This window comes from Algoriphagus kandeliae, assembly GCF_004571135.1.
Taxonomy (GTDB): domain Bacteria; phylum Bacteroidota; class Bacteroidia; order Cytophagales; family Cyclobacteriaceae; genus Algoriphagus; species Algoriphagus kandeliae.
This window is the reverse complement of sequence record NZ_SPSB01000002.1, coordinates 906,533-933,067: the sequence shown is the minus strand read 5'-3', so window position 1 is coordinate 933,067 and position 26,535 is coordinate 906,533. Positions and strand designations below refer to the sequence as shown.

General features: G+C 41.6%; 21 protein-coding genes, 1 rRNA gene and 1 pseudogene. 8 read left to right on the top strand and 15 right to left on the bottom strand.

The features are described 5' to 3' along the window. From E4S40_RS08655 to E4S40_RS08625, 7 genes are all read right to left on the bottom strand, one after another. Positions 1-118, bottom strand: a 16S ribosomal RNA gene (locus tag E4S40_RS08655); the annotation flags it as partial. 478 nt (positions 119-596) lie between these two features. Next, the gene (locus E4S40_RS08650) at positions 597-1,196 is read right to left on the bottom strand and encodes a 3-keto-disaccharide hydrolase (RefSeq protein WP_135073057.1); all 600 of its coding nucleotides are present in this window, start codon (positions 1,194-1,196) and stop codon (positions 597-599) included. Further along, positions 1,193-1,963 (bottom strand): 3-keto-disaccharide hydrolase, encoded by a 771-nt coding sequence (locus E4S40_RS08645; RefSeq protein WP_135073055.1) that lies wholly within the window; start codon positions 1,961-1,963, stop codon positions 1,193-1,195. The genes E4S40_RS08650 and E4S40_RS08645 overlap by 4 nt, the downstream gene beginning before the upstream one ends. A 183-nt stretch (positions 1,964-2,146) precedes the next feature. Next, on the bottom strand, positions 2,147-2,908 hold the full coding sequence (locus E4S40_RS08640) for a helical backbone metal receptor (protein ID WP_135073053.1): 762 nt from the start codon (positions 2,906-2,908) through the stop codon (positions 2,147-2,149). Between the two features lie 81 nt (positions 2,909-2,989). Beyond that, complete coding sequence (locus E4S40_RS08635; protein ID WP_135073051.1) at positions 2,990-4,057, bottom strand: M42 family metallopeptidase; 1,068 nt, start codon at positions 4,055-4,057, stop codon at positions 2,990-2,992. A 46-nt stretch (positions 4,058-4,103) separates the two neighbouring features. Continuing rightward, positions 4,104-4,457, bottom strand: coding sequence for a four helix bundle protein (locus tag E4S40_RS08630; protein ID WP_135073049.1), 354 nt, complete (start codon positions 4,455-4,457; stop codon positions 4,104-4,106). A gap of 51 nt (positions 4,458-4,508) precedes the next feature. After that, entirely contained in the window at positions 4,509-6,092 is a 1,584-nt protein-coding gene (locus E4S40_RS08625; RefSeq protein WP_135073046.1) for an acyl-CoA carboxylase subunit beta, read from the bottom strand. A 183-nt stretch (positions 6,093-6,275) separates the two neighbouring features. On the opposite strand from E4S40_RS08625, the gene E4S40_RS08620 reads away from it, so the two are divergent. The 3 genes from E4S40_RS08620 (at position 6,276) to E4S40_RS08610 (ending at position 9,938) form a co-directional block, all read left to right on the top strand. After that, positions 6,276-7,220 (top strand): Ppx/GppA phosphatase family protein, encoded by a 945-nt coding sequence (locus E4S40_RS08620; RefSeq protein WP_135073044.1) that lies wholly within the window; start codon positions 6,276-6,278, stop codon positions 7,218-7,220. 63 nt (positions 7,221-7,283) lie between these two features. Further along, the gene (locus E4S40_RS08615) at positions 7,284-8,357 is read left to right on the top strand and encodes an Ldh family oxidoreductase (RefSeq protein WP_135073042.1); all 1,074 of its coding nucleotides are present in this window, start codon (positions 7,284-7,286) and stop codon (positions 8,355-8,357) included. Between the two features lie 213 nt (positions 8,358-8,570). Continuing rightward, positions 8,571-9,938 carry a Gfo/Idh/MocA family protein gene (locus E4S40_RS08610; RefSeq protein WP_135073040.1) on the top strand — a complete coding sequence of 456 codons (1,368 nt, stop codon included), beginning with the start codon at positions 8,571-8,573 and terminating at the stop codon, positions 9,936-9,938. 141 nt (positions 9,939-10,079) lie between these two features. On the opposite strand, the gene E4S40_RS08605 is transcribed toward E4S40_RS08610, so the two are convergent. Continuing rightward, positions 10,080-10,556, bottom strand: coding sequence for a DUF6252 family protein (locus E4S40_RS08605; protein ID WP_135073038.1), 477 nt, complete (start codon positions 10,554-10,556; stop codon positions 10,080-10,082). Positions 10,557-10,866: 310 nt separating this feature from the next. On the opposite strand from E4S40_RS08605, the gene E4S40_RS08600 reads away from it, so the two are divergent. The 3 genes from E4S40_RS08600 to E4S40_RS08590 are packed head-to-tail and all read left to right on the top strand — an operon-like array spanning position 10,867 to position 15,001. Continuing rightward, on the top strand, positions 10,867-12,873 hold the full coding sequence (locus E4S40_RS08600; RefSeq protein ID WP_135073036.1) for an alpha-ketoacid dehydrogenase subunit alpha/beta: 2,007 nt from the start codon (positions 10,867-10,869) through the stop codon (positions 12,871-12,873). Between the two features lie 54 nt (positions 12,874-12,927). Then, positions 12,928-14,277, top strand: a complete 1,350-nt coding sequence (locus E4S40_RS08595) for a hypothetical protein (protein WP_135073034.1) — start codon at positions 12,928-12,930, stop codon at positions 14,275-14,277. A 37-nt stretch (positions 14,278-14,314) separates the two neighbouring features. Next, positions 14,315-15,001: a hypothetical protein gene (locus tag E4S40_RS08590; RefSeq protein WP_135073032.1), complete on the top strand. Its 687-nt coding sequence runs from the start codon at positions 14,315-14,317 to the stop codon at positions 14,999-15,001. A gap of 34 nt (positions 15,002-15,035) precedes the next feature. Here E4S40_RS08590 and E4S40_RS08585 read toward each other — a convergent pair whose 3' ends face one another. The 5 genes from E4S40_RS08585 to E4S40_RS08565 form a co-directional block, all read right to left on the bottom strand. Further along, positions 15,036-18,218, bottom strand: a complete 3,183-nt coding sequence (locus E4S40_RS08585) for an efflux RND transporter permease subunit (RefSeq protein ID WP_135073030.1) — start codon at positions 18,216-18,218, stop codon at positions 15,036-15,038. Between the two features lies 1 nt (position 18,219). Further along, positions 18,220-21,264 (bottom strand): efflux RND transporter permease subunit, encoded by a 3,045-nt coding sequence (locus tag E4S40_RS08580; RefSeq protein WP_135073028.1) that lies wholly within the window; start codon positions 21,262-21,264, stop codon positions 18,220-18,222. Positions 21,265-21,267: 3 nt separating this feature from the next. Further along, the gene (locus E4S40_RS08575) at positions 21,268-22,338 is read right to left on the bottom strand and encodes an efflux RND transporter periplasmic adaptor subunit (RefSeq protein ID WP_135073026.1); all 1,071 of its coding nucleotides are present in this window, start codon (positions 22,336-22,338) and stop codon (positions 21,268-21,270) included. Positions 22,339-22,473: 135 nt separating this feature from the next. Further along, complete coding sequence (locus tag E4S40_RS08570; protein ID WP_135073024.1) at positions 22,474-23,595, bottom strand: TolB-like 6-bladed beta-propeller domain-containing protein; 1,122 nt, start codon at positions 23,593-23,595, stop codon at positions 22,474-22,476. A 540-nt stretch (positions 23,596-24,135) separates the two neighbouring features. Further along, the gene (locus E4S40_RS08565) at positions 24,136-24,408 is read right to left on the bottom strand and encodes a hypothetical protein (protein WP_161971785.1); all 273 of its coding nucleotides are present in this window, start codon (positions 24,406-24,408) and stop codon (positions 24,136-24,138) included. On the opposite strand from E4S40_RS08565, the pseudogene E4S40_RS17290 reads away from it, so the two are divergent. Beyond that, positions 24,380-24,703, top strand: a pseudogene (locus E4S40_RS17290) (integrase core domain-containing protein); the annotation flags it as partial. The gene E4S40_RS08565 and the pseudogene E4S40_RS17290 overlap by 29 nt on opposite strands. Before the next feature lie 102 nt (positions 24,704-24,805). Further along, a complete protein-coding gene (locus E4S40_RS17285; RefSeq protein ID WP_262710597.1) occupies positions 24,806-24,928 on the top strand; it encodes a hypothetical protein in 123 nt (40 codons plus the stop codon). Here the strand turns inward: E4S40_RS17285 and E4S40_RS08555 are convergent. Both E4S40_RS08555 and E4S40_RS08550 read right to left on the bottom strand, forming a co-directional pair. Further along, the gene (locus tag E4S40_RS08555; RefSeq protein WP_135073018.1) at positions 24,911-26,035 is read right to left on the bottom strand and encodes a DUF4221 family protein; all 1,125 of its coding nucleotides are present in this window, start codon (positions 26,033-26,035) and stop codon (positions 24,911-24,913) included. The two genes, E4S40_RS17285 and E4S40_RS08555, sit on opposite strands and share 18 nt — an antisense overlap. A 70-nt stretch (positions 26,036-26,105) precedes the next feature. Beyond that, a complete protein-coding gene (locus E4S40_RS08550; protein ID WP_135073016.1) occupies positions 26,106-26,354 on the bottom strand; it encodes a hypothetical protein in 249 nt (82 codons plus the stop codon). Positions 26,355-26,535 lie beyond the last annotated feature (181 nt).

The window sequence follows — 26,535 nt, the reverse complement described above, 5'->3', positions numbered from 1 at the left end:
CGTGTTACGCACCCGTGCGCCACTCTCAGGTTCACCGAAGTAAACCCTACCGTTCGACTTGCATGTATTAGGCCTGCCGCTAGCGTTCATCCTGAGCCAGGATCAAACTCTCCATTGTATAGTAACCTTAATTTAACGCCCGGTATCGCTACCGGCCGCCCTGTCTCTTTTTTGGCTTTCTGCTGTACAACATTTCAAAGAACTTCTCCGGTGAATCCCACCGGATCAGCAAAACTAACCCCTACCCGGGATACGTCCTGTGTCTTTGGTCACTCTGACCGTTTTTTCGCCCGCTCCTTCCGAACGGGACTGCAAAGGTAAAGCATTTTTTTCTTCCCGCAACACCATGGTCCAAAAAAAAATTTTAAACCGCCGTCTCAATCCCTTCCAACCCCTTCCCTCAAACCGTCCCCAGCGCCTTACTGCGCTTTTGGGACCACAAATATCGGAGGTTTTTTCTCCTCCGCAAGCATAAACAACAACCTTTTTTTACACCAATCACTAAAACCCTGATACAGAATGAGAAAATGCATGGAAAAAATTTTCCCCTCCCAAAAACAAGTTTCAAGAGGGGAAATTCTGAATAATTTGGGCTATTAAAGTTCTTTCAGAACAATATTTCGCCAATAGACTTTTATCCCTCCACCATCGTGTATCTGGAGCAAAACACCTCCTTTTCCTTCTCCAATCTTCTCATCCGAGAAATTTACCATTTCCACTCCATTCAAATAGGAAGTTACATTATCACCTTTCACCACGATTCGCATTTTGTTCCAATCGCCAAATTTGAGCGCGGAGTCTTTTTCTGGATCCGGCTTGATCAACCAGCCTCTTCCATAGGATTCATAAATACCTCCGGTATCACTTCCTGGAGGCGCTACCTCTACTTGCCATCCGGAAACTTTTGTCCCATCTACAGTAGAGCGAATAAATACACCACTGTTTCCATTAGCCTCTTGCTTGAACTCTAAAGTCAATTCAAAATCGTCAAAATTCTTTTCAGTACCCAAGTAACCATAGCCTTTATCGGGTCCACTTTCAGAAACTAGCAATCCATCTTCCACATACCATTTCTCAGTACCATAAATAACCCAGCCCTCGAGGTCTTTCCCATTGAATAATTTCTGTTTTTTCTGGGCAAAGGAAACTACTTGGACAGCCGCCAAAAGAAGGGCCGTAATCAATATCTTTTTCATCGTGTTCTAACTTTAATATTCTTAAACCAAACAGGGTCACCATGATCCTGCAGTGCGATCAAACCTTTTCTGGCGATTTTATAATCTGGAAAATCATTCCACTTTCCTGAGTTCCTTCTAGCAGTCCAGTCCTCAGAATAAGGAACAAACTCAACGGTCTTCTTCCCATTCAACCAATAGCTAGCCCCTTCTTCGGTGAAAATAATCTTAGAAACATTCCATTCTCCCGCTGGCTTTACCACTCCTTCTCCTTCCAAATCCGGTTCATACATCGCATAATCGGCCGCCAAAGATTGCCAAGGCTCCAAAGGATCTGCAAAACCCAGCTGATCAATCACCTGATATTCAGGCCCCGTGTAATAAGGAGCCTTGTAATCCGGTCCCTCAACCACATGATAGAAAACCCCACTATTTCCTCCCGGAGAAATTTTCCATGTGAATTCCAATTCAAATTCCTCGAACTCCATCGGACCAAATACAATATCACCACCGATGTCACTACCTCCAGTAGCTCCTAAGCCTTTCATGGCACCATCTTCAATAATCCAGTTGGAAGGGGTACTGTCTCCATTGAATGCGCGCCATCCCTCCATAGACTGACCATCGAAGAGCAACATCCATCCTTCGGCTTTTTCTTCTTCGGTGAGAGAATTGTCAGGAAGAACTACTTCCTCCTCGATCTCAACTTCTTCTACATTTTCTGTTTTTGGCCCACAGGACCAAACGGCAGCAAATAAGGCTACCCAGAGTAAATTTCTTTTCTTCATACTATAAAGTGATTTCTTTTTAAAGGCTTTTGGATAAATCGACTCTAATTTACGGATTCATCCAGTAAATAACCTTTTTGATTAAGCAATAGATTGGGTAATGAGGCAGAAAAGTTAATTGAAATTTTTAAAAAAGACTCGGTATAATTTTCAAAATTTTACAAGTGGTCAGAAGCGAATGAATTAAAAAAGCATTCGGAAGTAAGGCATACTTTTCAATATGCGGGTCCCATACCAAGAAAACAACTCTCCATCTACAATTTCTATCCTCGCATTGGGCAAAGCTTGTTGAAATTCCTTTGCATGTTTCGCTTTAAAAGGAAAGGGTTCAGAGCTTAAAAGCAGAAAATCAGGAGCTAATTCAATTAAGTCTTCCAATGATATCTCCGGGTATCGCTTTTCTTGAATTAAATTTTCAAAGCCAGCACAATGAAGCATTTGATCAATAAAAGTATCTGCCCCTGCAGTCATGATAGGATCATTCCATATCAAATAAACCGCAGTTCCTCTTTTGGGAATGGGTTTCTTAAATTCTTGTTTTAGCTGGACTAGTAATTCTTCGGCTTTATCTCGAGTTTCTGTCAATTTCCCCAAATCCTCTACCAAAGAAAAAGTATCGGCAAGGCCCTTCACATCACTCATCCAAACTGTATATTTTTTTGCCAAGCTTTCGATACCTGTTTGATCATTTTCCTCCTTATTCCCAATAATCAAATCAGGATTTAAAGAATCAATTCGATCAAAGTGATAGGTTTTGGTACCGCCAATGATTGTTTTGGTCTTTCTGATATGATCAGGATGCACACAGAATTTTGTTACACCGACCAATCGGTCCTCCAAGCCCAAATCCACCAATAATTCGGTTTGAGAAGGCACCAAGGAAATGATTCTTTTAGGCGGGCTTGGTAAGAAGATTCTTCTATTGAGATGATCTGTGAAATGCATCGTAATTAAAAGAAATTGGTTATCAGTTATTCAATAAATAGCGGAAAGTTCTCCACTCAATAACCGATAACCAATACCCTATTAACTGATATATCTGAAATCAAATTCTGGATCAAAATCCATTAAAAATTCATACATCAGCTGAATTACCTGCTCGATATCATCCTTGCTCGCAGTTTCTACCGTGGTATGCATATATTTCAACGGCAGCGAAATCAAAGCTGATGGAACTCCTTCGTTAGAGTATGCAAAGGCATCAGTATCTGTACCTGTAACTCGGGAAGCTGCAGATCGCTGGAAAGGAATATCCTTTTTCTTGGCGGTATCAATGATTTGATCCAAAAGTTTCTTGTGAACAGAGGCTCCATAGGTTAAAACCGGACCTTTTCCTGCCACCTGATCTCCACTACTTATTTTACTGTACATTGGCGAACTAGTATCATGGCAAACATCAGTAATAATCGCGGCATTTGGCTTAATTCGATGAGCGATCATTTGAGCTCCTCTTAGTCCAATTTCCTCCTGAACCGCATTTACTATGTATAAACCAAATGGAAGCTCTTTACCTGATTCTTTGATTTTCCGAGCCACCTGAGCAATCATGTATCCTCCTATCCGATTATCTAAAGCTCTTCCTGAATAAAATTTATCATTCAGCTCAACTAATTCATCCCGGAATGTGATCACACAGCCCACATGAATTCCCATATCCTCCACTTCTTGCTTTGACCGGGCTCCAACATCAATGAAAATATTGTCCAAAGTAGGCGCATCTTCTTTTCCCTCTTTTCGGACGTGAATTGCTGGCCAACCAAATACACCAGGAACAAGTCCCTTATCTGTATGAATATTCACACGCATGGATGGTGCAATCATATGATCAGATCCACCATTTCTTCTTACATAGATATAGCCGTCGTCTTTGATATAGTTGACAAACCAGCTAATCTCATCTGCATGCGCTTCAATAACAAATTTGTACTTGGAGTCTGGATTAATCACACCGACTGCCGTTCCATAATTGTCGGTAAAATAAGTGTCAACATACGGCTTGATGTAATCCAACCATATTTGCTGACCTGAAGCCTCAAAACCTGTAGGCGAAGCATTATTGAGGTATTTGTATAGAAATTGTTTTTGTGGATCCATAGTTTTGTTTTAGTCAATGGTCAATAGACCATAGTCCATAGAGTTTTTATTTTAAACGTTGTTTTAATGTCTGTATCATTTTAACTAATTCCTCACTTTTTGAATATGCTTCTTGAAATTGATCATCAGATAAATAGTTTCTTCTTTTTGCAATAAATAAAGCACACACCACTTCTACGACTGACCGAATTGCATAACCCAAGAACCTTGCGAATTCAGGGTTAGATTGACTTGTACTTCCTTCTGCAATATTTAATGCTATTGAATCTGCGGCTCTTCTGATTTGAGAGGAAAGATTGAATTTTTCCTCCTGAGGAAATGCTGAGGAAATTTGGAAAACTAGGTCATTCAAGTCCATTGCTTTCTGCCAAACTTGAAGATTTTCGAATTTAAAAGCCATCTATAAATTTAGGCAATATCTAGCTATGGACCATGGTCTATTCGCCATGGTCTATAAAGGAATATTCCCATGCTTTTTCCTAGGTAGCTTGTCCACCTTGTTCTCAAGCATTTTAAAGGCTTTGATCAATTTGATTCGAGTTTCGGAAGGTTCAATTACCTCATCGATAAAGCCTCTGTGTGCTGCACGATAAGGATTGGCGAATTTCGCCGTGTACTCATCCACCTTTTCCTGAAGTTTTGCTTCTGGATCGGCGGCTGCTGCAATTTCTTTTCGAAAGATAATTTCTGCAGCTCCTTTTGCACCCATCACGGCAATCTCAGCTGTTGGCCAAGCGAAGTTCATATCAGCCCCGATATGCTTAGAATTCATCACATCATAAGCACCTCCATAGGCTTTACGGGTAATTACTGTAATTCTTGGAACTGTTGCTTCTGAAAAAGCATACAACAATTTCGCTCCATTCGTGATGATTCCATTCCATTCTTGGTCTGTTCCAGGCAAAAATCCAGGAACATCCACCAATACTAGTAAAGGCACATTGAAGCTATCGCAAAAACGAACGAATCGTGCGGCTTTGATGGAAGCATGATTATCTAATACACCCGCCATGGATTGTGGCTGATTTCCAACTATTCCAATACTTCTCCCAGCGATTCGAGCAAAACCAACCACGATATTATCCGCATAGTTTTCATGAACTTCCATAAATGAATCAGAGTCCACAATTCCTCGAACTACATCTCGGATATCATAGGGATGATTCGGGTTTTCCGGAACAATTGTATCCAACTCTTTTCGGCTTTCATCAGCCTTTAATTCATAAGGATAAACTGGAGCAATTTCTTCGCAATTCTGTGGGATATAACTCAGCAAATCTTTGATGTGACGAATGCATTCCACTTCATTTCTACAAGCAAAATGCGTCACCCCTGATTTCGTACTATGGGCGGAAGCTCCACCTAACTCTTCTGCAGTAACAGTTTCTTGAGTTACAGTCTTAACCACATTCGGACCTGTCACAAACATGTACGAAGTGTTTTCTACCATAAGGATAAAGTCTGTAATCGCAGGAGAATAAACAGCTCCTCCGGCACAAGGTCCCATGATGGCAGAAATCTGAGGAACAACTCCCGATGCTAGGGTATTTCTATAAAAAATATCCGCATAACCACCCAGTGAATTAACCCCCTCTTGAATTCGAGCACCACCAGAGTCATTCAAACCTATCACCGGAGCCCCATTTTTCATGGCCATATCCATGATTTTGCAGATTTTCTCTGCATGAGTTTCAGAAAGAGACCCTCCGAAAACCGTGAAATCTTGAGAATAAACATAAACCAATCTTCCGTTGATCTCACCATAGCCAGTCACTACGCCATCCCCCAAGTAATGCTCCTTATCCAAACCAAAATCTTTGGCACGGTGCATCACAAAGCGGTCTATTTCCTGAAAACTTCCTTCATCCAGCAAAAGCTCAATTCGCTCCCGAGCCGTCAACTTTCCTTTTTTATGCTGGGAAGCTATCCTTCCTTCTCCTCCACCGAGCATTGCCTCTGCATTTTTTCTTCGCAGTAGCTCGATTTTCTCTTCGTTCGTAGATCCGGTATAAATGGGTTTATTCTGATTATCCATAAAATTTGGTTTTGCGAAAGCCAAATATAATAGGCTTTGGGAGGAGGAAAAAAATTCAAAGGGATGGCTGGCTTCAATTAGGGCTAGATGAAGCTTTTAAACCATTGGGCAGAATATTTAAGAGACAAGAACTCTGGATTTTACAAGAACTTTCTATATTCGCCCATCCAAAATTTTGGCAGTATGAGTACCCAGAAGGCAGCGGTGATAGACATGGGAACCAATACATTTCATTTAGTATTGGTCGAGTTAGTTAAAGACGGATTTAAAGTTTTATACAAGGAAAAAATTCCTGTAAAGCTTGGGCAGGGTGGTATTAACCAAGACCACATCGCGCCTGATGCTTTAAAACGCGCCTATCATACCCTTACTCATTTCAAAAATCTCATCGATGGCGAGCAAATTGATCGAGTATTTGCTTTTGCAACAAGTGCCGTAAGAAATGCCAAAAACGGAGAAGAATTTGTCCAAGAAGTCAAAAAAAGAATTGGAATAGACATCAAAGTCATCAGTGGAGAAGAAGAAGCGCTTCTAATTTACGAAGGCATCAAACTCTCCGGTTCGCTCAATGGGCAAACTGAACTGATGATGGATATCGGTGGGGGATCGGTTGAATTTATCATCGGAACCTCTGAAGAAGTATTCTGGAAAGGAAGCTTTGAGATAGGCGGACAAAGACTTTTGGAACTTTTCCATCATCATGATCCCATTTTGACTTCCGAACTTCAGCGCCTTCATAATTATTTAGAAGAAAAACTTCAACCACTTTTAAAAGCTATCTCCCAATACAAGCCTTGCAGCCTTGTTGGTGCTTCTGGGACTTTTGATACACTGACGGACATTTACTTTGAGTCCATGCTTCAGTGCAAACTTACCGGTCAGCATGTGTTCGAATTACCAGCTAGCGAATTTCATAGAATCCATCAATTATTGCTCTCCAAAAACCGAGACGAACGCCTTCAAATTCCCGGCATGATTCCGATGCGGGTGGATATGATTGTTGTGGCTTCTTCCCTTATTGATTTTATATTAAAGTACGTCCCTGTTCAGAACATCACCTGTTCACATTACGCATTAAAAGAGGGGGCAATTGCGGAAGTTCTTCGTCAGGAGGTAGAAACCAACTGATCTATCCTTAGCCAAAGCGAAAGACTTTTATCTTTGTCCTAGTTTTCCTTTGAAATATTGGCTATGCAAAATTTTTCTTACGACCGTTTGTACAAATTCACCCATGATACCCTTCTCAAAATGGGCTGTTCGGAACTTCATGCTCAGATTGGTGCAGAAGTTTTGCTTTCAGCTGATCTAAGAGGGGTGGATAGTCATGGGGTAGCTCGACTTTCTGGCTACGTGCGCTTGTGGGAAAAAGGAAGGATCAACACCTCTCCAAGTATCAAAATTGTTCATGAAACTCCTTCAACTGCAGTGGTGGACGGAGACGGTGGTTTGGGTTTGGTAGTAGCTCCTTATGCCATGAATGTGGCCATCGAAAAAGCAAGCAAAGCCGGAACCGGCTGGGTTTCTGTCAAAAACTCCAATCATTACGGGATTGCAGGTTATCATGCTATGATTGCCTTGGACCATGATATGATTGGGATTTCTTTAACAAATGCCAGCCCTTTAGTAAGTCCAACTTTCTCCAAAGAGCGACTTTTGGGCACCAATCCAATTTCTGTTGCCATACCAGCTAAGGAAGAACCTGCATTTGTAGCGGATATGGCTACAACTACTGCTGCTAATGGAAAACTGGAAATTCTTCAGCGCAAAAATCAAGATGCCCCATGGGGTTGGATTCAGGATAAAGAAGGGAACCCAACCACTTCGGCTAATGGGGTAAAAGAAGGAGGCGCATTACTTCCTTTAGGCGGAGACCGTGAACATGGCTCACACAAAGGCTATGCCTTGGGTGCAGTGGTAGATATTTTCTCAGCTGTTCTTTCCGGCGCAAATTATGGACCTTGGGTTCCTCCTTTCGTCGCATTTTTGGAGCCAGATCCTAATCCAGTGGGAGAAGGAATCGGACATTTTTTCGGGGCGATGCGCGTGGATGCGTTCCGTCCAGCCGAAGAATTTAAATCCCATATGGACAATTGGATAAAACGGTTCCGATCAGCAAAGCCTACCGAAGGAAATGAAAAAGTATTGATTCCGGGAGATCCTGAACGAGAATTGGAAGCTATCCGACGAGTAGAAGGAATTCCTTTGTTGGAACCTGTAGTGAAAGACCTAATGGCTTTGGGTGAAAAATTTGGAGTAAGCCTATAAATCAAATCGAAAACCTCCGATTTCTCTTTTTCAAAACATTCCTTTGGTTCCTATTGGGAAGGTTCTGACTTTTTCCTGCTAACTCGGTTAGGTCTTCCATGTTATTTTTTGGGGGCAAAGGATTTTCTCTTATCTCCTTCCATCACAGGTTGATTTGCAACTTTTGGCTCTTTTCGTAAATTGAAAGATGCATCAACCTTAACCCAATAACCTATGAATCAATTTAATCGCCGCGATTTTTTAAAAGGATCCTCCGCTTTGATGACCCTTGCCAGTTTTGGACTGCTTGGAATGGAATTAAAAAACCCTGATGGTCCCATCCGAACTGCATTAATTGGTGCAGGATGGTATGGAAAATCTGACTTATTTCGACTGATTCAAGTCGCTGATATCGAGGTGGTAGGATTAGCCGATCCGGATAAAAATATGCTGGAAGCAGCTGGAAAATTGGTTTCTGAAAGACAAAAATCCGGAAAAGTCCCTCCACTCTACGAAAACTACCAAGATCTTTTAGCCAAGGAAAAACCAGAATTGGTTCTCATTGGATCTCCAGACCATTGGCATGCCTTGCAAGCGATTGATGCCATCAAGTCGGGGGCGCATGTTTATTTACAAAAGCCTATTTCCGTAGATGTAATTGAAGGAGAGGCGATTTTGGCAGCTGCCAGAAAATACAATAGAGTAGTTCAAATCGGTACTCAGCGAAAATCCACTCCTCACTTAATTCAGGCCAAAGAGGAGATAATTGATACCGGCAAATTGGGAAAGATTTCGCATGCTGAGGTTTGCTGCTATTACCATATGCGTGCTAATGGGAATCCACCCGTTCAGGAAGTCCCAGACTTTTTCAATCATGAATTATGGACCGGACCAGCACCATTACGACCATACGACGGACTTCCTCATACCCGTTGGTGGAGAACCTTTATGGAATATGGCAACGGTATCACTGGTGACATGTGCGTTCACATGCTCGACACTGTTCGATGGATGCTCAAATTAGGCTGGCCAAGCCAAGTTACCGGCACAGGCGGCATCTTTGTCCAGAAAGAAGGCAAATCCAATATCGCGGATACACAGACAGCCATTTTCGAATTCCCAGAACTAAATGTCGTTTGGCAGCATCGTACTTGGGGTAATCCTGTAGATCCGGAATACCCTTGGGCATTCAAAATTTATGGCGAAAACGGAATGCTTGCCGGTAGTACCATGCAAGCTGACTTCATCCCTTATGGTGAAGGTGAAGAAGCCAAGCATTATGATGTGGTATATGAAAAAGAAGAGTACCCAGAAGATGTAACCGAAGATAGGATAGAACTCAATGCTGCTCCGGCTACGCGCCTTCACATGAAAGACTGGCTCAAAGCCATCGACAACAAAACCTTACCGATCGCTGATGTAGAGCAAGGACATATTTCTACAGCTTCTTGCATTTTGGCGAATATCTCCATGGAATTGGGAGGGCGTCCTTTGAAATATGATCCAAAAACCAGAACGGTAATCGGTGATCCGGAAGCGACCGCCAAATTAAGGAGACCTTACAGAGCTCCTTATGTTCACCCAGAACCTGATCAGGTTTAACCCGAAAAATTCATTGGGCTTTATAGTTCATTTTAATATTCTCATATACAAAAGTCTGCCTGAGGTTTAAACTACAGGCAGACCTTTGTATCCTTTTGTTCTTAATTTTTATTTGAAATCTTTGGATTAGGAATTAAAACATCACTCAGCCGGAACTCGATTAATCACTCCATCAGTGATTTGTACAGAATTCCCCTGCGAATCCGTACCACTTACACTAAAAGTACCACTGATAGTAGTGCCTACCTCTGTGATTTCCACCGATCCGGAATTTCCGCTAGCGCCTCCAGACCCACTAGCCTTGAAATATTGAAAACTAGCATCTCCTGAGGACCAGTTTTGACCTACTACAGGATATGTACCCGGTGTAGTCCCATAAAAATCAATCTCTATATTTTCGTAAGAAGTACCCGAACCATTTTCATAATAAACACGGGTTCGCTGTCCGTTGATGTCAAACCAAACAGCATCCACCTGAATATCAGAACCATTTAACTTAAAACAGACCTTTCCTGCAGGGCAATCGCCGGCAACAGGGCTCATTTCATCATCCTCCTTGCAAGAAGAAATCAACAGTACGAAAGCAAAAGCGAAAAGTAATTTTTGAAAATTCTTCATGGTTTTTATTTCAAAGTTGCCCTAATCTAAAGCTAAAGTCCATACGGCAAATGCCCTAAATCACTTGGATATTTCCCAAATATTAAGCAAATGCTATCTACTTAGATTTTTAATAAAACAAGCTTAACGCCTTCGAAAAGGACTGAGACGGGCTTTTGGCTAATTTTGAAACGTACAGCAAATACTTTTTAACTCCTTGCAATTAATTTTTAGCCCCGACTCCGGTCGGGGCCAATTTGCAAAAAGCTTCCAATCATTTCCCTTGAGATTATGTGCGCATCTTGTACCTTAGATGGGTAATTCTATATCTATGGAACTAGCCACTACTCCAGGTAAATCCTTGAATTTTGATCGTAAGAATCTTAGTGATTCTAAATTGCTCGAATTGTATGAAGGACTGTTAATTCCACGACGAATCGAAGAAAAAATGCTAATCCTTCTTCGACAGGGAAGAATCTCCAAATGGTTTAGTGGCTGGGGTCAGGAAGCCATCTCGGTCGGTGCGGTACAAGCACTTCAGGCGGATGAATTTATTCTTCCCATGCACCGAAACTTGGGGATTTTCACAGGGCGAAAAGTCCCTTTAGCAAAACTTTTTGCACAGTTTCAGGGGAAAAAATCCGGATTCACCAAGGGCCGTGATCGGTCTTTTCATTTTGGGTCAAGAGAGCATCATATCGTAGGAATGATTTCTCACTTAGGCCCTCAATTGGCGATTGCTGACGGAATCGCCCTAGCGCATAAACTTTCCAAGGAAAAGAAAGTCTCACTGGTTTTTTCAGGCGATGGTGCGAGTTCGGAAGGAGATTTCCATGAAGGACTAAATGTGGCAGCGGTTTGGAAATTGCCAGTCATTTTTGTGATTGAGCATAACGGCTATGGACTTTCGACGCCAAACCGAGAGCAATTTGCTTTCAAAAACTTCACCGACAAAGGCCCTGGCTATGGGATCGAAACTGTCCGAATCGAAGGGAACAATATTCTTGATGTTTATCAAACCATATCCAAATTAGCCGTTGACATTCGAAAAAAGCCTCGGCCAGTTCTTGTAGAAGCCATCACTTTCCGGATGCGAGGTCATGAGGAAGCCTCCGGTACCAAATACGTCCCTAAGCAATTGATGGAAGAATGGGCTAAACTGGACCCGGTGGAAACCTATGAAAGCTACTTGGAGTCCATCGGTGTGCTGGATGAAAAGAAAAAAGAACAAGTCAATAAAAAAGTAAGAAAAGCGATCACTGAAGCTTGGGAAAAAGCCTTCGCCGAAGAAGCTATATCTCCAATAATTGAGGAAGAGCTACAGGATGTCTATGCTCCTTTCGAGCAAAAGTTGATCAAACCTGTTTCCGGAAAAACAAGCGAAAGACGGTTCGTAGATGCCATCAGCGACAGCCTTCGACAGTCCATGGAAAAATATCCAAACCTCGTCCTAATGGGCCAAGATATCGGTGAGTATGGCGGGGTTTTTAAGATTACGGAAGGCTTTGTCAAGCAATTTGGAGCGGAGCGGGTTCGAAACACACCACTTTGCGAAAGTGCCATCATCGGAGCTGGCTTAGGTCTATCAGTTAAGGGTTTTAAGGCTATGGTCGAAATGCAGTTTGCGGATTTTGTGTCGGTAGGTTTTAATCAGATTGTCAATAATCTTGCGAAAATCCATTACCGCTGGGGGCAGAATGCTGATGTGGTTGTTCGGATGCCCACCGGTGCTGGAGTAGCAGCCGGACCTTTTCATTCCCAATCCAATGAGGCCTGGTTTTTTCACACACCTGGATTGAAAATAGTTTACCCTTCCAATCCCTACGATGCGAAAGGACTGTTGAATGCTGCAATCGAGGACCCAAATCCTTATTTGTACTTTGAGCACAAAGCTCTTTATCGCTCCTTGAGTGCGGAAATTCCGGATGATTACTATACGATTGAAATTGGTAAAGCTCAATTGGTAGAAGAAGGAAGCGATGTGTCGATCATTACCTATGGCATGGGGATTCATTGGGCAAAGAAGGCAGTTGCCGAAATGGGGCTTTCGGCTGATATTTTAGATCTTCGGACCTTGCTTCCTTGGGATCAGGAAGCCGTCAGGGAAACTGTCAAAAAAACAGGGAAAGTAATTTTTCTTCAGGAAGACTGTTTGACCGGAGGAATCGGAGCTGAAATCTGTGCTTGGATTTCTGAGCATTGCTTTGAATTCTTGGATGCACCTGTGATGCGGGAAGGAAGTTTGGATACCCCGGTTCCCTTTGCACCAAATTTGGAAAAACAGTTTTTGCCTGAAGAAAGATTTAGAGAAAAACTGAGGAAACTCATTGAATTTTAAAAGATTATTTCGGGTATTGTCTAGATAATTGGCACTATCCAAAAATCTTTCACTATGAAAGCTTCCATTTCCCAGGGACTATTAATTTTTATTTTCTCTTTTTCGATTAGCTATCAGACCTGGTCACAAACCCTTTTTGGAGCTCAAATTGATAACCGTGCGGGAATCAAAGGCCTTACCTTGAATCCTGCCAATGTGATCAATCCCAGACTCAAGGCAGAAATACACCTTTTATCATTCAGTGGCTATGTCGGAAATGATTACATCGGTATCAATCTGTCCAATCTGAATAATATCACAACCTTTCGGAGTTTGCAGGAAAACAGCAGTTTAAACCCAAAACCGAACAACAATTTTGTAGGAAATCTAGATTTCATGGGACCGGGCTTTCAAATGAACCTCAGCCCTAAACACAGTATTGCACTTAGTACCCGATTGAGAACCTTCTTCAATCTCAATAATATCGGTGGGGAATTTTTTGAATCCATATCGAGTCCAGGAGATGAATCCGAAAATTATGAGGTATTGATGAGAGACCTTGAAGGCATCTTTCACTTGTGGGGAGAAATAGGACTTACTTATGGCCGTGTCATCATTGAACAGGAAAACTATTCAATAAGAGGTGCCGCAACATTCAAATATCTTGGTGGTGCTGGAGGAGCTATCGGTTCCAGTGATTTATTTGGAGCCGTTTATCTTCAAAATCCCAACACACTCACCACCCAAGGTCAATTTCGCTATGGCTACTCGAATAATTTTGACATCGAGAACATTAATCTAGATAACCTAAAATCAGGATTTGGAATGGATCTCGGGTTTATTTTTGAAATGAAAAATCAAACTGAAAGAGCCTACACTGATGGATATAAATTCAAAGCTGGAGTTTCAGTACTTGATATAGGGGGAGTTAATTACGCCGAGTTTAGCAGGTGGAATTACGATATGAACAACACCATTTCACTGGATGAATTGAATGAGGGTAACTTTCAGGATGTCTTAGAGGAAAATTATGAAGGCCTAAGAACCGATAAAGCTAGTAAGTTAGGAATGCCTACCTCTTTGCAGATTTTTGCGGATTATGCCATTACCAACCGCTTTTATCTTGCTGCTCAGGGCTCGATCTCTCTTCGAAATCATCAAGAGTTACCGGTCAGCCAAATCGTAAATAACTTCATGCTTACTCCAAGAATGGAAACGGGATGGCTAAGTGTTTACAGCCCTATTAGCTATCGGCAATATGAAGGATCACTGTCTTGGGGCCTTGGGTTCAGGATCGGTCCTGCTACCATCGGTTCCGGATCGATTCTTACTAATTTGATTTCCAAAAACTCTCGCAGCATCGATGCCTATTTAGGTTTTCAGATTCCGCTTTACAGAAAAGGAGTCAAAGGAAGCCAAAAATGAAACATGAGCTACCCGAATACTCGTATTTAAGGCTAATATGAGTAGACTCTTTTCCATTTTACTGTTTTGTCTTTTCTCCCATTTTGCCTCCGCCCAATTCTTTCTTGCAGGAGGCCATTTCAATGGTTCTATACCTGTCGGAAAACTTAAGGAAGAAACCGGCTCTCTCTTTTTCCCTACCATTTCGGGAATTTTCCTTCATGAGTTCCAAAGTGCACCTATTCAAATCGGCCTGGAACTAGGCTATGGAATTTATGGAAGTAAGGTGGAAAGAAGGACGGATTTGTATCCGGGATTTTCGGATGAACTCCGCCTACGAAGAAACAACAACCTAGCGACTGGAATGGCGGTCATTCGCTTCCTTCCAGCTGTCAACACGAAAATCACACCCTTTTTCGAAGCCCAAATGGGTGTGAATTATCTGTATACCCGATACAAAATTAGGGAAACAATCTTGGCTGAAGAGTCTATTGAAAGTGATAAGGATTTTGAGGATTGGGCCTTGGCCTATCGCATAGGAGGAGGACTTCAATTTCCCATTGATGAATTTCTGAAATTGGAATTCCGAGCCACCTTTCAAGACGGCAATAGTGTGCGATTCCTTCAAAAAGGAGATGTTACCTACCTGCCAGACGAGGGGATTTTTGAATATAACATCCGGCGAAGTCCATTACAGTATATGACTTTTTCGGTTGGCCTGATTTATTATGATTTGTTTCATTGAGGTGTTATTCTCACTCACGTTTTAAGGAAGAAAATCAACCCTTCTTTTTCCAGAATTTCCATCTAGACTTCAGTTGGGTTGGTTTAAGCTCAGATTTGATTCTTTGAGTAACAGAGGCAGCCTCCTTCTTCCAAAGGAAAACCGGCAAAGCCCAAAACACTCCCAGCATACTGAAAACCAAGCCCCCAATCGTACCGATCGCCAGTGAAAACCAGAAAATCTCATTTTGACCTTCCATGATAAAGGGGATCAAGCCAAAGCAGGTAGACAAAATCGTGAGCAAAATCGGAATGGCTTTTCCGGCTACTGACTTGAGCACATTGCGATTATAGACTCCTGAAGTTCGGTTGTTCAGGTCATTGACAATAAAGATCCCGGCATTCACAGCCAAGCCTCCCAGCATGACAAAGGCCGCATAGCCTCCCTGATCGAAGTAGAAATCAAAGAGCGAAAAGATCAGAAAGAGGCCGATAAAGCTGATCGGAATAATGGCGATGATGTAGACAGGTTGCTTGAGATTTTCAAAAAGCACTGCACAAATCATAAAAATCCCCACAATCAAAAAGGCCAATAGGGAATACTGCCTCTTTGCTTTTTCATAGCTAAAAGACCAAGTTTGCTTATCCGCCGTGTAGCCAATCGGCATAACCTGCTTCATTTCTTCCAGCACCTCATCCAAGTATTCATTACCAAACTTCGCTGAACCCATGTACTCAAAAGCCACTGCACGGATATATTGTCGATCTTCTTTATTGAGCGCATTGGTGGTCGTTTCCTTTGTCAAGGTACCGTAATCCGAGATTTTAAAAATGCGATTTTCCCCACTGATCAATCCCTTTTGCTCCAAATCAAACTTACTGAAATCATTGGATTTAGCTTCCCGAATCACCATGCCGTAGTTCTTTTCCTCCAGCGTTAAAGAACCCATCGCACCTTGCGGTTTACTTAAGTCCAGCATGGTATTGATCAATTCAAATTGGTTGGTCTGCCCGAGGGCGATTTGATTCTGATCCAGACGAAGTACGTATTCCTCGGTTTTCTGCTCTCCCCAACCCAGTCTCTCATTGGTATTGACCTCCTGAATCCGCTTGTGCTTCAAGAGTTTTTCTGCCAAAATCTCGGCCTGTCGCTCCAGTTCATCAAAGTTGTAGCCCTTCATCGTAACTCGGTACTGAGGAATTCCCTCTCCACCAGCACCGGTATAAAATCCCTGTCCTACTCCATAGATATTCCATTGAGCCCCGCTCCAATCCGTGGATTTGACGGAGAGTTTTCCTTTCAGTTGATAGGGTAAAGCCGAATTTTCATAAGCCTCTTTGAAGGTAATCTCTATTTGCGCGCGCTGACCGGACATCACGTAAGTCACAAATTTGTCTATCCCTTCCACATCCTTCAGATAGGCTTCAAACTCCCGCATAATAAAGTCCATCTGATCCAATGTGTTCCCAAAAGGCAAACGTGCAGAGACATACAATCGGGTCTTTGCCGCTTCTCGATAGGAGCTTTTCTCAAAAACTCCCCGTACAAACATCCGCAGCGATCCACCCAAAGCTTGATCCACATAGGGACGGATTTCTTCTTGGTAAAATGTATTTCCCACCGTTTTATTGTACCACTCCTGCCCTTCCCACTTGGCTGGTAGGTAAAAAATCGGAATCCCAAAAAGCAGAATCAAGAGGGTAATAAAAGCTTTGCGATAACGAGCAGTCCAAGAAACGGTTCGCTCAAAGCGATGAAGAGACTTTACCCGCTTACGCAACTGTGAAATGCTGAGTTTTCTACCTTTTCTGGAAGATTCTTTAAATAGTATCTCGTAAAAAGCAGGGGTGAAAAACAAGGCGATAATCAAGGAAATAGCCAGCATGACGGACACCACAATGGAAAATTCCGTCAGGTTTTTTTGATCCTCTTCAGGAAGGAAAAAGACAATCATCAAGGCAGCGATCGTCGTAAAAGAGGCGGCTAATAATGCCAAAAACACTTTTCGGTTTCGGTGCTTATGCAAATGATCAATCATGATAATCGCATTGTCTACGATCAATCCAAAACTAATCGTCAAGCCTGCCAAGGAATACAAATGAATATCCACCTTCAAAAAATAGAGGACCATGGCGCAAAGGCTCAGATTGATCAAAATCCCCAGAAAGAGCACAGCTAGATATTTCCAGTTGCGATTGATCAAAAAGATAAAAACGATCAAAATCAAGATAGAAAGTCCGGATCGCTTGTAAATTTTATCCAGTTCCTTGTCCAAAAACTCCGTATCATCCCGCTCTAGTCTCACTTCAAATCCAGCCGGAAGCAGGGGTTGAGCTCGCTCGATGGCAGCTTTGAGATTTTGAGCAAGGAGTACCTTATTGACCCCGTCCCGATTGAAGACTGTAAGCGTGACCGAATTATTCCCATTGATACGATAATAGCTCGACTGCTCGGCTTCCTCCAGAGTCAGTTTGGCCACATCCCGCAGCAGGACATCCTGTCCATTCAGTTGCGCTACTCGAAGGTTCTCCAGTTGCTCCAAATCCCGAAGCGAGCGATCTACCTGCACGAAGAGGGTTTTCCCCTCTTTATTCAGTATTGACCCCGGGAAGCTCCTTCCAAAAGCCTGATTGATTCGGCTACTCAACTGACTTCGGGTAAGCCCATAAGCCTGAAGCTTTTGAATATCAAAGGTGATATACAACTGCAAATCCGTCGCTCCTCTTACGGACACTTCTTCCACCTCTTCAAATTGAGTGAGGGCAGGTTTGAGTATGTCTTCCGTGATTTTTTTGATTTCAAAGGCAGCAAAAGGACCATTCACCGAATAGGTCAAAATGGGAGTCTTAATATCGGAGCGGGCCTCCGCTGACTGGGTCACTACCGGATACGAAAGTCTGGAATCAAGCTGAGGATAAATCTGACGAATCAGCGACAAAACTTCGAATCGCTTCAATTCCATGTCTGCTTCCTTGTCAAATCGAAGTGTAATTTCACCCCGGTCATAATTGGATATTGAGGTGATTTTATTGAGTTCGGACAGTTGGGAAAAAGCACCTTCCAAAGGAGAAGTGGCCAGCTTTTCGATGATTTCTGGAGAAGTTCGGGGGATTCCATACGATATGGAAAGCACAGGCTCTTTGTCCCGGGGGTTCAAATCCACCGACAACAAAGGAATGACAGCTACACCCAAAATAGCTAAAACCACAAATGCCACTAAAACCCGAAATGGTGTCATTTTATGCTTCGGTTAATTTCTTTTTGGACACAAAAAACCAATAGGCCAAAGGCACAAAATACAAAGCTGTCAAAGTCCCAATAGTGAGACCACCAATCACTGAGTACACCAAAGGTCGCTGCAAATCAGCGCCCAAACCCGAACTGAAAATAATCGGAATCAATGCTAAAATCGTCGTAATGGAAGTCATCAAAATAGGCTTCAATCGAATCTGACCCGCCCGATGAATGGCCATTTCCAAAGCTTCTTTTGCAGAAACTTCAGGACTCTCCACATATTCCTTTCTTAGTCTGTTAATAGTATCAATCTTCAGAATAGCATCATTCACCATGATTCCGAGCATCACTACCAAACCGATGGCAGACATGACATTCAGTGAGGCTCCGGCTACAAGAATCACCAAAAATGCACCGGCAATACCCAATGGCAAGGTCAAGACCACAATCAAAGGCTGTATAAAGCTCTCAAACTGAGCTGCCAAAATGAAGTAAAGCAAGAGCACCGAAACCAGTAGAATTCCGATCAACTGCTGAATATTTTCCTTATCCTTGAAATACTGCCCGACCATGCTCACACCCAAATTTCGCTCGGCTCCCCAACGAATATAGTCGGTATTGTGGGCATCCGGCTCTGACGCGGTCACCAAAACAGATTGATAGATTCCACCCTTATCAGCTGTGACGTATTTGTAATGGTCTTCATACCGATAATCGACAAACTCCCCAAGCGTGTAAAAAGCAGAGTCCGAAGCTGCCAATTGGGTCGTTCGAAGCAAGTCCTCAAAGCGGGCTTCTGATTCCTTCAATCTAATCGGCGTAATCTCTCCAAATCGTCGAATATCCGTAATTGTGTAAGTACCAAACAAACGTGAAAGTTGCTCTTGAACCTGATCCACAGAAATCCCATAAGTGGCCAATCGATCTGCCCGAAGAGTAAAGACGACAGAAGCTTCCTTTTGCAAGCCAGGACCTCTTTCCCAATCGGAAACAGGGAATTGACTGAGCCAAGGATCCATTTTCTCCTCAGGTACAGGTTCTTTGGAAGTCAGGTCTTTCCAGCGAACCTCATAATAAGGCAAGGTGGAACTGAACAATTGATCGAATGCATTGGGTGCATCCCCGATTTTATAATTGGCTTCAGGATAATTTTTAGACAAAAAGTCAATCAAATCCTGAGTCATCATCGCCTTATCTTCCAAGGAATTAAAGAGGAAATAAAGCAGGGATTGTTGAATGGAATTTTCTCCATCAAATAGCAAAAACTGTCTTACACCCACATCAGCCTCAGCCTTTTCGTAGCGACCATTCATCGCATTCATGAGAGCTATTACCCGGTCTCGATTTTCAACTGCCGAGATCGGCTCATTCCAGTCAATTTCTAATGTCGCATCGAGCTTTTCAATCTGAGGCAATCCCTCCGAATCCAGAAAATAACTCAATCCCAAACCAAGCGGAATAAGCAGAGAAAAGAACACCATGGCAAGCTTTCTCTTACCAAAAACAAGACGGTATCCTTTTTCATACAAAGCTAAAATCCGGCTAAAGAAAGCTCCTTCTGATCCATCCTCCTTCCTTTTGTTTTTGCTGAAAAAGAGAAAATACAACATGGGCAAAAGAATAAAAGCCACTGCCAAGGAAACCGAAAGAATGGCTGCTACTGCCACTGCTTGATCAAAAAATAAGGCCCCCGAAATTCCGCTCAAAAACACCAAAGGCACAAATACCGACAGCGTGGTCAGGACAGAACTTACCAAAGCACTCATCACTTCATTTACCCCAGCCACACAGGCTTCAAAGAGCGAAAGCCCGGATTCCCGCTTGCGTGTGATATTATCCAACACAATGATGGAATTGTCAATAAGCATCCCGATCCCCAAAGCCAGCCCAGAAAGAGAAATGATATTGATAGAAATATCGAAGAAGTAAAAGACCAGAAAGGAAATCAACAAGGAGGACGGCAAACTCACCCCAATGATGATGGGAAGCCGATAGTCCTTCATAAACAGGAATAAGACCCCAAATGCAAATAGCCCCCCGAAAAGTAAGGAAGTCTGCAAGTTGGATATGGCTGCATTTAGAAGGTTGGACTGATCTTGGGTCAGTTCAAAATCTACCTGCGGATAATCTGTTTTGAAAAGTTCCAGCGCCTTTTTCAGCTCCGGCATGAGCTCATTCATTTTGGCAGCGGCCTGCTTATGAACTGTAATTACCAAAGCCTCTCGATCCCCAAAAAGATGGTAGCCGAGCATTTCCTGAGCCTGATAGCTCACCTTAGCCAATCTTCCCAAAGGCACAATCGCCCCTGATGGAGCTAAAACCGGAAGGCTTTCAATATCCGAAGGGGTATCTACACGGGTAGCTAAGCGGAGGTAATAGCGGAACTGACCGTCTTTTACTGACACTCCCGGCAACTCCGAATTGCCAGCTTGAATTGCGCTGATTAACTGTTGCTGCGTCATGCCCAGCGCACGAATGGCGGCTTCATTCGGTTCGACGGTGATGATGCGTTCTTTTTTACCATTGATATCCACCAAGGAAACTCCAGGCAGTTGCTCGATTCGCTTTTTTAGGACGTTCTCAGCGAGTTGGCTGACTTCAATTTCATCAATTCCTTCCTTGGGAATGACTTGTACCCGAGCTACAGGAATATCAGATGTATTGATTCGAATGACTTCAGGGCGCGCCAATCCTTCCGGTAAAGAATTGGTGATTCGGTCAATTTTTTCATTGACATCGATATAGGCTAATTCCATCTGCGTGGAATAATCAAAAGTCAAACGGATGGTTCCCACTTCCGAACCTGCTTTGGAATCCATCTCCTCCAGCCCATTCAGCGTAATCAATCCCTCCCGGATAGTTCGAAGTACATTTTGCTCAATTGCCTCAGGAGAAGCATTGGGATAGTTGACCTTGACTACAATCTGAGGCACATCAATGGGCGGAAGCAGCGAAATCGGCAAAGTCCGCAGGACAATGAAGGAGAAAACCATCAATGCCAAAAAAGTCATGAATACGGCAATGGGCCGTGCCAGTAAAAATCGAACCATGGCTTATTCAGTTACGATTTGAACAGGAGCTTGGTGCGCCAACTGCAAGTTATTAGTGGTGATCACCGTACTACCAGCCTCGATTCCATCCAAAATTTCAATTTCTTGCCCATTGTCTCTTCCTACTTCCACATAGTTCCACTGGGACTCATCATTATCAATTGTGAATACCACAGCCCGACCGGAGCGATACACTACGGCGTCTTTGGGAACGACAAGGGAATTAGCTTGAGGAGCTCGGATAATGGCTCTTGCATTCATACCGGGAAGGAGATTTTGGGTAGTGCTGAGCCGAATAGCTACTTCTACCAAACCACTTTCATCTACTTTGGGATTGATGGCGATGACCCTACCTTCCAAAGCCTCCTGCGTATTGGAAACAGGATAGACCTCTGCTTTTTGATTGATTGAAATCAAGCTGATATCTGATTCAAGCACTTTCACACGAAGCTCTAGATTGGAAGTACTGAGGATCTCGCATAGCTCCGAATTTGTGGCGATCAGACTTCCCATCTTGAATTTCAGGTCTGCCACTCGCCCGCTAATCGGAGCTTTGACTTCACATCTTTCCAAGTTCAATTGGGCCTCTCTCAACTCGATCTCAGCTAAAAAGACTCCGTTTTTGGCCTTTAGCTGCTGCTCCAGAAAGGCTTTTCGTTCTTCATCACCGGAGGCAAAATCACGGGAAAAGCCAAGCTTATCATTTTCATAAGCGGCCAAGGCATTTTGAAGTGAGATTTTGGCCTTTTCAAGCCTGATTTCTGCTTCAGTAGGATCGAGCTTGGCAATGACTTGCCCTTTGGAGACAGCTTGTCCTTCGCGTATAGGCAATTCGATCAGGTATCCCGGCTGCTCGATAACAGCTTTGACCTGAGCTGCTGCTTCCAGCTTTCCGGTAGCATTGATCAGGTAGTCAAAGCTTTTTGTTTCAGCCAGAGCCACTCGCACTTCCGTAGCAGCTACTTCATTTCGAAAAGATTCAGCAGGAATTTCCTCCTGTTTTTCAGCGTCTTCCTTACAGGAAAAGTTAAGACCCAGCAAACAAATCAGGGCTAAATAGTGGTAGTTTTTCATCTAAACAATCGTTAGACCACTAATAAAATAATTTATTAGTAGGTTTCAAACCTGCTCACAGAAAAAAGCTGTTAAAAAAGGTGAAAGTAATTTTCCTTTTTCTCAATCCAAACCAAAACTCAAGTGATAATTAGCTCAGTTAAAATCAAAGGGTAGATCATGAACTTTAAATTGATCAGTTTGGCTATCGAAGGTATAGACTTTTTGATTGATAAGATCAAAGTCGAAAGAAGTGAAGAAATCCTCAAAGACTAATTTCGAAATCGGGTTTCCCTCCCAATCAAAAATCAGGATTTCGGGAAAAGACTTTCGACCAGTAGCAAAATCCTGCTCCAATTCATTTAGATGTAAAAGCGCAAAGAAATCGTCATAAGCCCGAACATCTGAAAATCGATAATTGCGCTCAGGTTGAGGGACTTTTTCAAGGAGACTCAGATCATCGAGCATCGGTTCGATAGCAATCGTTTTCTTCAAAGAACCATCCAAGGCGTATAGATTAAAGTAATTCAGACGAAAATACATCTCCAAGATTTTATTTCGATCAGGACTAAGCCTTGTCATCGATGCCATCAATGACATATTTAACATTCCATTGGAAACTTCCGCCCGATTTAGCTGATCAAGAAGTACATTGGTGGACAATTGACCTTGAGATAGCAAATACCGATTTTGTTTTGTCTCCTGATTTTCAGGTTGTCTTAGATAATAATGATCAGACTCCAGAATCAAAAAATCAAAAAGAAATAGTGGCAAATCATAGTCAACTAACTCCAGGCTATCCTGTCCTAATTGTATAGATTGATTTAGGTTGAATTTTAGTAAGTTTCCTTTTGAGAATTGATAAATCAAGGCTGTAATATCATTCCCTTCCGATTGAAAAAGGACCTTATCTGAAGCAATTGACGGGTAGGAAAATTCCTTTGGCCCTTCTCCTAAGGACAGAAAACTACCCAAGGAATCAAAGCTAGGAAGTTGGTAAATACTCCAAAACTTTTGAAAAGATGTAGAAACGACCATGAGACTATCTATGATCTCAAAATCTTTCATTCCAATAAATTCCTTCCCTAAGCTTACTCCCTTTTCGATACTGTGAATTTTTGGAAACTTATTGACCAAATAAACAGAATCAAAGGTCATAAAATTGGGGTTTTGGGGTACCGCCTGGACAAAAACCTTATCATCGGCGTTTTGAGAGCAGGCCATGAGCACAGTCCATACTAAAAATACTAATTGCTTGAGTCTAGATTTAATTTTCATTATTTAAGTTTTTGATGGGCACACTTTCCACGGAATTGTGCCTTACTTTATATAAATTATTTAACCTATACCAGGACATTGATAGCAAAGGCCTGTATCCGTTCCCACTCCCATACTATTTTCTATATAGGTGCAAGTGTCACAATACATGGCTGGCCAGCCATTTCGTTGAGTTATCGTTTTCCAACAACCAGAAGGAATACAATCACTTTGAGCTTCACTTTCAGTTGGGATTAAAAAATAAACCCCAATGAGAAGCATACTTAAGATTGATAGTTTTAAAATAGTCTTTTCATTTTTGTTTGGTTTTAATAAAACATCGCAGACCGAAGCCACCCTGACTCCGGGGAAAAATCGATGATTGGCCAGTACCTTGATCTTTCTTCGTCTAAACTAAAACCTAATTCCTAAGCCTGCAAGTTGTCTTAATAAATAAAAATAATTAGTTGATTTAAATTGTTGACAATCAATTAGAAATATTTTTTAAGGATTGAATAATTTTAGTTTTAAAATAGTCCTATTTTTCAAAGAATCATGCCCTTACCAAATCGGCCAAGCCCAGGAAACCGGTCTTTTTCGAAATAAAACAGCCTCCTCAAAGTACCGAATCCTTAAGGTCCCGTGCGCTTCCCCTTCGAATTGATCATACAAATCATTCATGGCATCTATCGAAGCCATTTCAATCTTGACCTGTGCTATTCCATCATCGAACATCTGAAGCAGGGAGGCTACATGCCTTGACAAATCAATGATCCTTCTGGAGTTTTTCGGAAGGCGGTCATGGATTAGAGTCGATAATGGTCCGGAATTCATCGCAGAACCACTCAGGGCTTGGGCGGAAACAAACCAAGTAAAAATCCTATTTATCCAACCCGGAAAACCGATGCAAAATGCCTTTGTGGAACGGTTCAATAAAACTTACCGAACAGAAGTATTGGACTACTATTCATTTGTCTCGATACAGGAAGTAAGAGAAATTACCAGGGAATGGGTGGAAGATTACAATCAGAATCGACCACATGGAAGTCTGAATGACTATTCTCCGGTTGAGTTTGCAAAGCAATGGGCGTTAACAGTGGATAACTTCTCCGAAGTTACCCACAATTAACACCCGTAATAGTAGTAATAGTCATAATCAAAACCTGATTTGGTCTATTTTAGTATTGTCCAAAAAATGGGAAGCCTTCAAGTTAAATTCAAAGGGTAGATCATGAACTTTAAATTGATCAGTTTGGCTATCGAAGGTATAGACTTTTTGATTGATAAGATCAAAATCAAAGGAGGCGGAAGAATTCTCGAAAATGATGTTGAACTTTCAACCGCTAATATTTGAAAGAGAAACAAATTTTTCTTTTCCGTCTTCCACTTTGTCAAAAAGCCAAAAATATAGATTTGAATTTTTCTTCAAAACCAAACCATCTCCAATCCCTTTTGAGGTAGGGGAACCTGAATAATCATATCGACTAATAACTTTTGTTGAAAGTGAAAATTTAAGAATTTCAAAACGTAATGTTTCTAAAACCTCTATATATCCATTTAAATTCTCTACTGAATTATTTGATGAATTCGGCAAATAAGAAACAGTTCTGTAAAGAAAGCCGTCTGATTCAAAAAGAGAAGAGTACTCTCCCCCCAATTTGGAATTCATCATATTGAGAATTTGATCGTTCAGTAAGCCAGGATTTGATACATCTACATTTTGTGACTGAAGAGTTATTTCTTCTACCAGATTTAAACCCAGATCGTACTTATAAATCTCGTGTGATTTAGCCATATTTAAGTAAATATGATCATTTACAACCAAAAATGTTTTGGATAAAAAATTCAAACTATAGGTACCACCAAAAAGCTCTTCCGGATACTTCATCAGTGAGGTAAAATTTGAAGAGTATGTATCAAAAACCCCATAAATAGGTACTTCGGATACGTAGTCTTCATCCCAATTGCTTTTCGAGAATGAGACTGGAAAACGAATAAATCGACCATCAAAATGAATCGACTTATCAGATATTTTACCTACTTCAAAACGATTATCCGGAAATTTAAAATTTTGTACTTGCCTAGCCTGATAATTAACTAATTGAAATCCAGACAAACCAATTAAGGGATGAAAGGCTAAACTATCATTAATAATAAGAAATGGGCCATCTTTTATAATTCCATTGGGACCTTGCTTTTGGAAAAAATTAGACTCCCATTTCTCTGAAACAAAATCATAAAAATAAAGTCCCATAGAATCGAGGAAATTGAAAGTAAAATAAAATCGTCCTTCATGGGTGCCTGAAGAACTTTTTTCATTTGGCATTGGTAAATTTTCAAAATCAATTACAAGAGTATCGGAAAAAGGCAAAGAATTTATTTGTTCCAACCTATTATCCCTAAAGTCACAAGAGGGCAAGAGTATAACCCATAAAATTAAAAATATAAATATTCTCATCATCAATTGCACTTAAAAGAGCCAATAATTTTTTCAATTATTGGCTCATGATTAAAATAAAACTTAAACCCTATCAAACACCAATCCTAGATATTATTGGTGATAAATCTGTTCTATGAACAGAACCAGGCATGTTACAAGCAGAACCTTGAATATTTGTACAAGTAGTAACCAAATAAATGCCACTGCTAGTTATAGAAGTTGTGTATTCAACTTCATACCAAGTGCTTGACGATTGTGCATCAATCTCTGTAACATTGATAAAAAATACAGAGAACAGGAATAAGCCTAAAACTCCAAGTTTTAAAATTGACTTTCTCATTTTTATTAGATTTTAGATAAAACATGTATTTCCGAAGCCACCCTGACTCCGGGGAAAAATCGATCACCGGCCAGCTTTTGGATCTTTGAATTTTCAATATATTTATTTCAAACTAATAATACAAATATAGTTACGCTCTTTTATAGTATTACCTTAAAAATTTAACACCCCAAATACTCAA

Excerpts from the sequence above, each read along its gene's own strand:
- E4S40_RS08650 (WP_135073057.1), bottom strand. The coding sequence starts at position 1,196 with ATGAAAAAGATATTGATTACGGCCCTTCTTTTGGCGGCTGTCCAAGTA.
- E4S40_RS08645 (WP_135073055.1), bottom strand. The coding sequence starts at position 1,963 with ATGAAGAAAAGAAATTTACTCTGGGTAGCCTTATTTGCTGCCGTTTGG.
- E4S40_RS08640 (WP_135073053.1), bottom strand. The coding sequence starts at position 2,908 with ATGCATTTCACAGATCATCTCAATAGAAGAATCTTCTTACCAAGCCCG.
- E4S40_RS08635 (WP_135073051.1), bottom strand. The coding sequence starts at position 4,057 with ATGGATCCACAAAAACAATTTCTATACAAATACCTCAATAATGCTTCG.
- E4S40_RS08630 (WP_135073049.1), bottom strand. The coding sequence starts at position 4,457 with ATGGCTTTTAAATTCGAAAATCTTCAAGTTTGGCAGAAAGCAATGGAC.
- E4S40_RS08625 (WP_135073046.1), bottom strand. The coding sequence starts at position 6,092 with ATGGATAATCAGAATAAACCCATTTATACCGGATCTACGAACGAAGAG.
- E4S40_RS08620 (WP_135073044.1), top strand. The coding sequence starts at position 6,276 with ATGAGTACCCAGAAGGCAGCGGTGATAGACATGGGAACCAATACATTT.
- E4S40_RS08615 (WP_135073042.1), top strand. The coding sequence starts at position 7,284 with ATGCAAAATTTTTCTTACGACCGTTTGTACAAATTCACCCATGATACC.
- E4S40_RS08610 (WP_135073040.1), top strand. The coding sequence starts at position 8,571 with ATGAATCAATTTAATCGCCGCGATTTTTTAAAAGGATCCTCCGCTTTG.
- E4S40_RS08605 (WP_135073038.1), bottom strand. The coding sequence starts at position 10,556 with ATGAAGAATTTTCAAAAATTACTTTTCGCTTTTGCTTTCGTACTGTTG.
- E4S40_RS08600 (WP_135073036.1), top strand. The coding sequence starts at position 10,867 with ATGGAACTAGCCACTACTCCAGGTAAATCCTTGAATTTTGATCGTAAG.
- E4S40_RS08595 (WP_135073034.1), top strand. The coding sequence starts at position 12,928 with ATGAAAGCTTCCATTTCCCAGGGACTATTAATTTTTATTTTCTCTTTT.
- E4S40_RS08590 (WP_135073032.1), top strand. The coding sequence starts at position 14,315 with ATGAGTAGACTCTTTTCCATTTTACTGTTTTGTCTTTTCTCCCATTTT.
- E4S40_RS08585 (WP_135073030.1), bottom strand. The coding sequence starts at position 18,218 with ATGACACCATTTCGGGTTTTAGTGGCATTTGTGGTTTTAGCTATTTTG.
- E4S40_RS08580 (WP_135073028.1), bottom strand. The coding sequence starts at position 21,264 with ATGGTTCGATTTTTACTGGCACGGCCCATTGCCGTATTCATGACTTTT.
- E4S40_RS08575 (WP_135073026.1), bottom strand. The coding sequence starts at position 22,338 with ATGAAAAACTACCACTATTTAGCCCTGATTTGTTTGCTGGGTCTTAAC.
- E4S40_RS08570 (WP_135073024.1), bottom strand. The coding sequence starts at position 23,595 with ATGAAAATTAAATCTAGACTCAAGCAATTAGTATTTTTAGTATGGACT.
- E4S40_RS08565 (WP_161971785.1), bottom strand. The coding sequence starts at position 24,408 with ATGAATTCCGGACCATTATCGACTCTAATCCATGACCGCCTTCCGAAA.
- E4S40_RS17285 (WP_262710597.1), top strand. The coding sequence starts at position 24,806 with ATGAACTTTAAATTGATCAGTTTGGCTATCGAAGGTATAGACTTTTTG.
- E4S40_RS08555 (WP_135073018.1), bottom strand. The coding sequence starts at position 26,035 with ATGATGAGAATATTTATATTTTTAATTTTATGGGTTATACTCTTGCCC.
- E4S40_RS08550 (WP_135073016.1), bottom strand. The coding sequence starts at position 26,354 with ATGAGAAAGTCAATTTTAAAACTTGGAGTTTTAGGCTTATTCCTGTTC.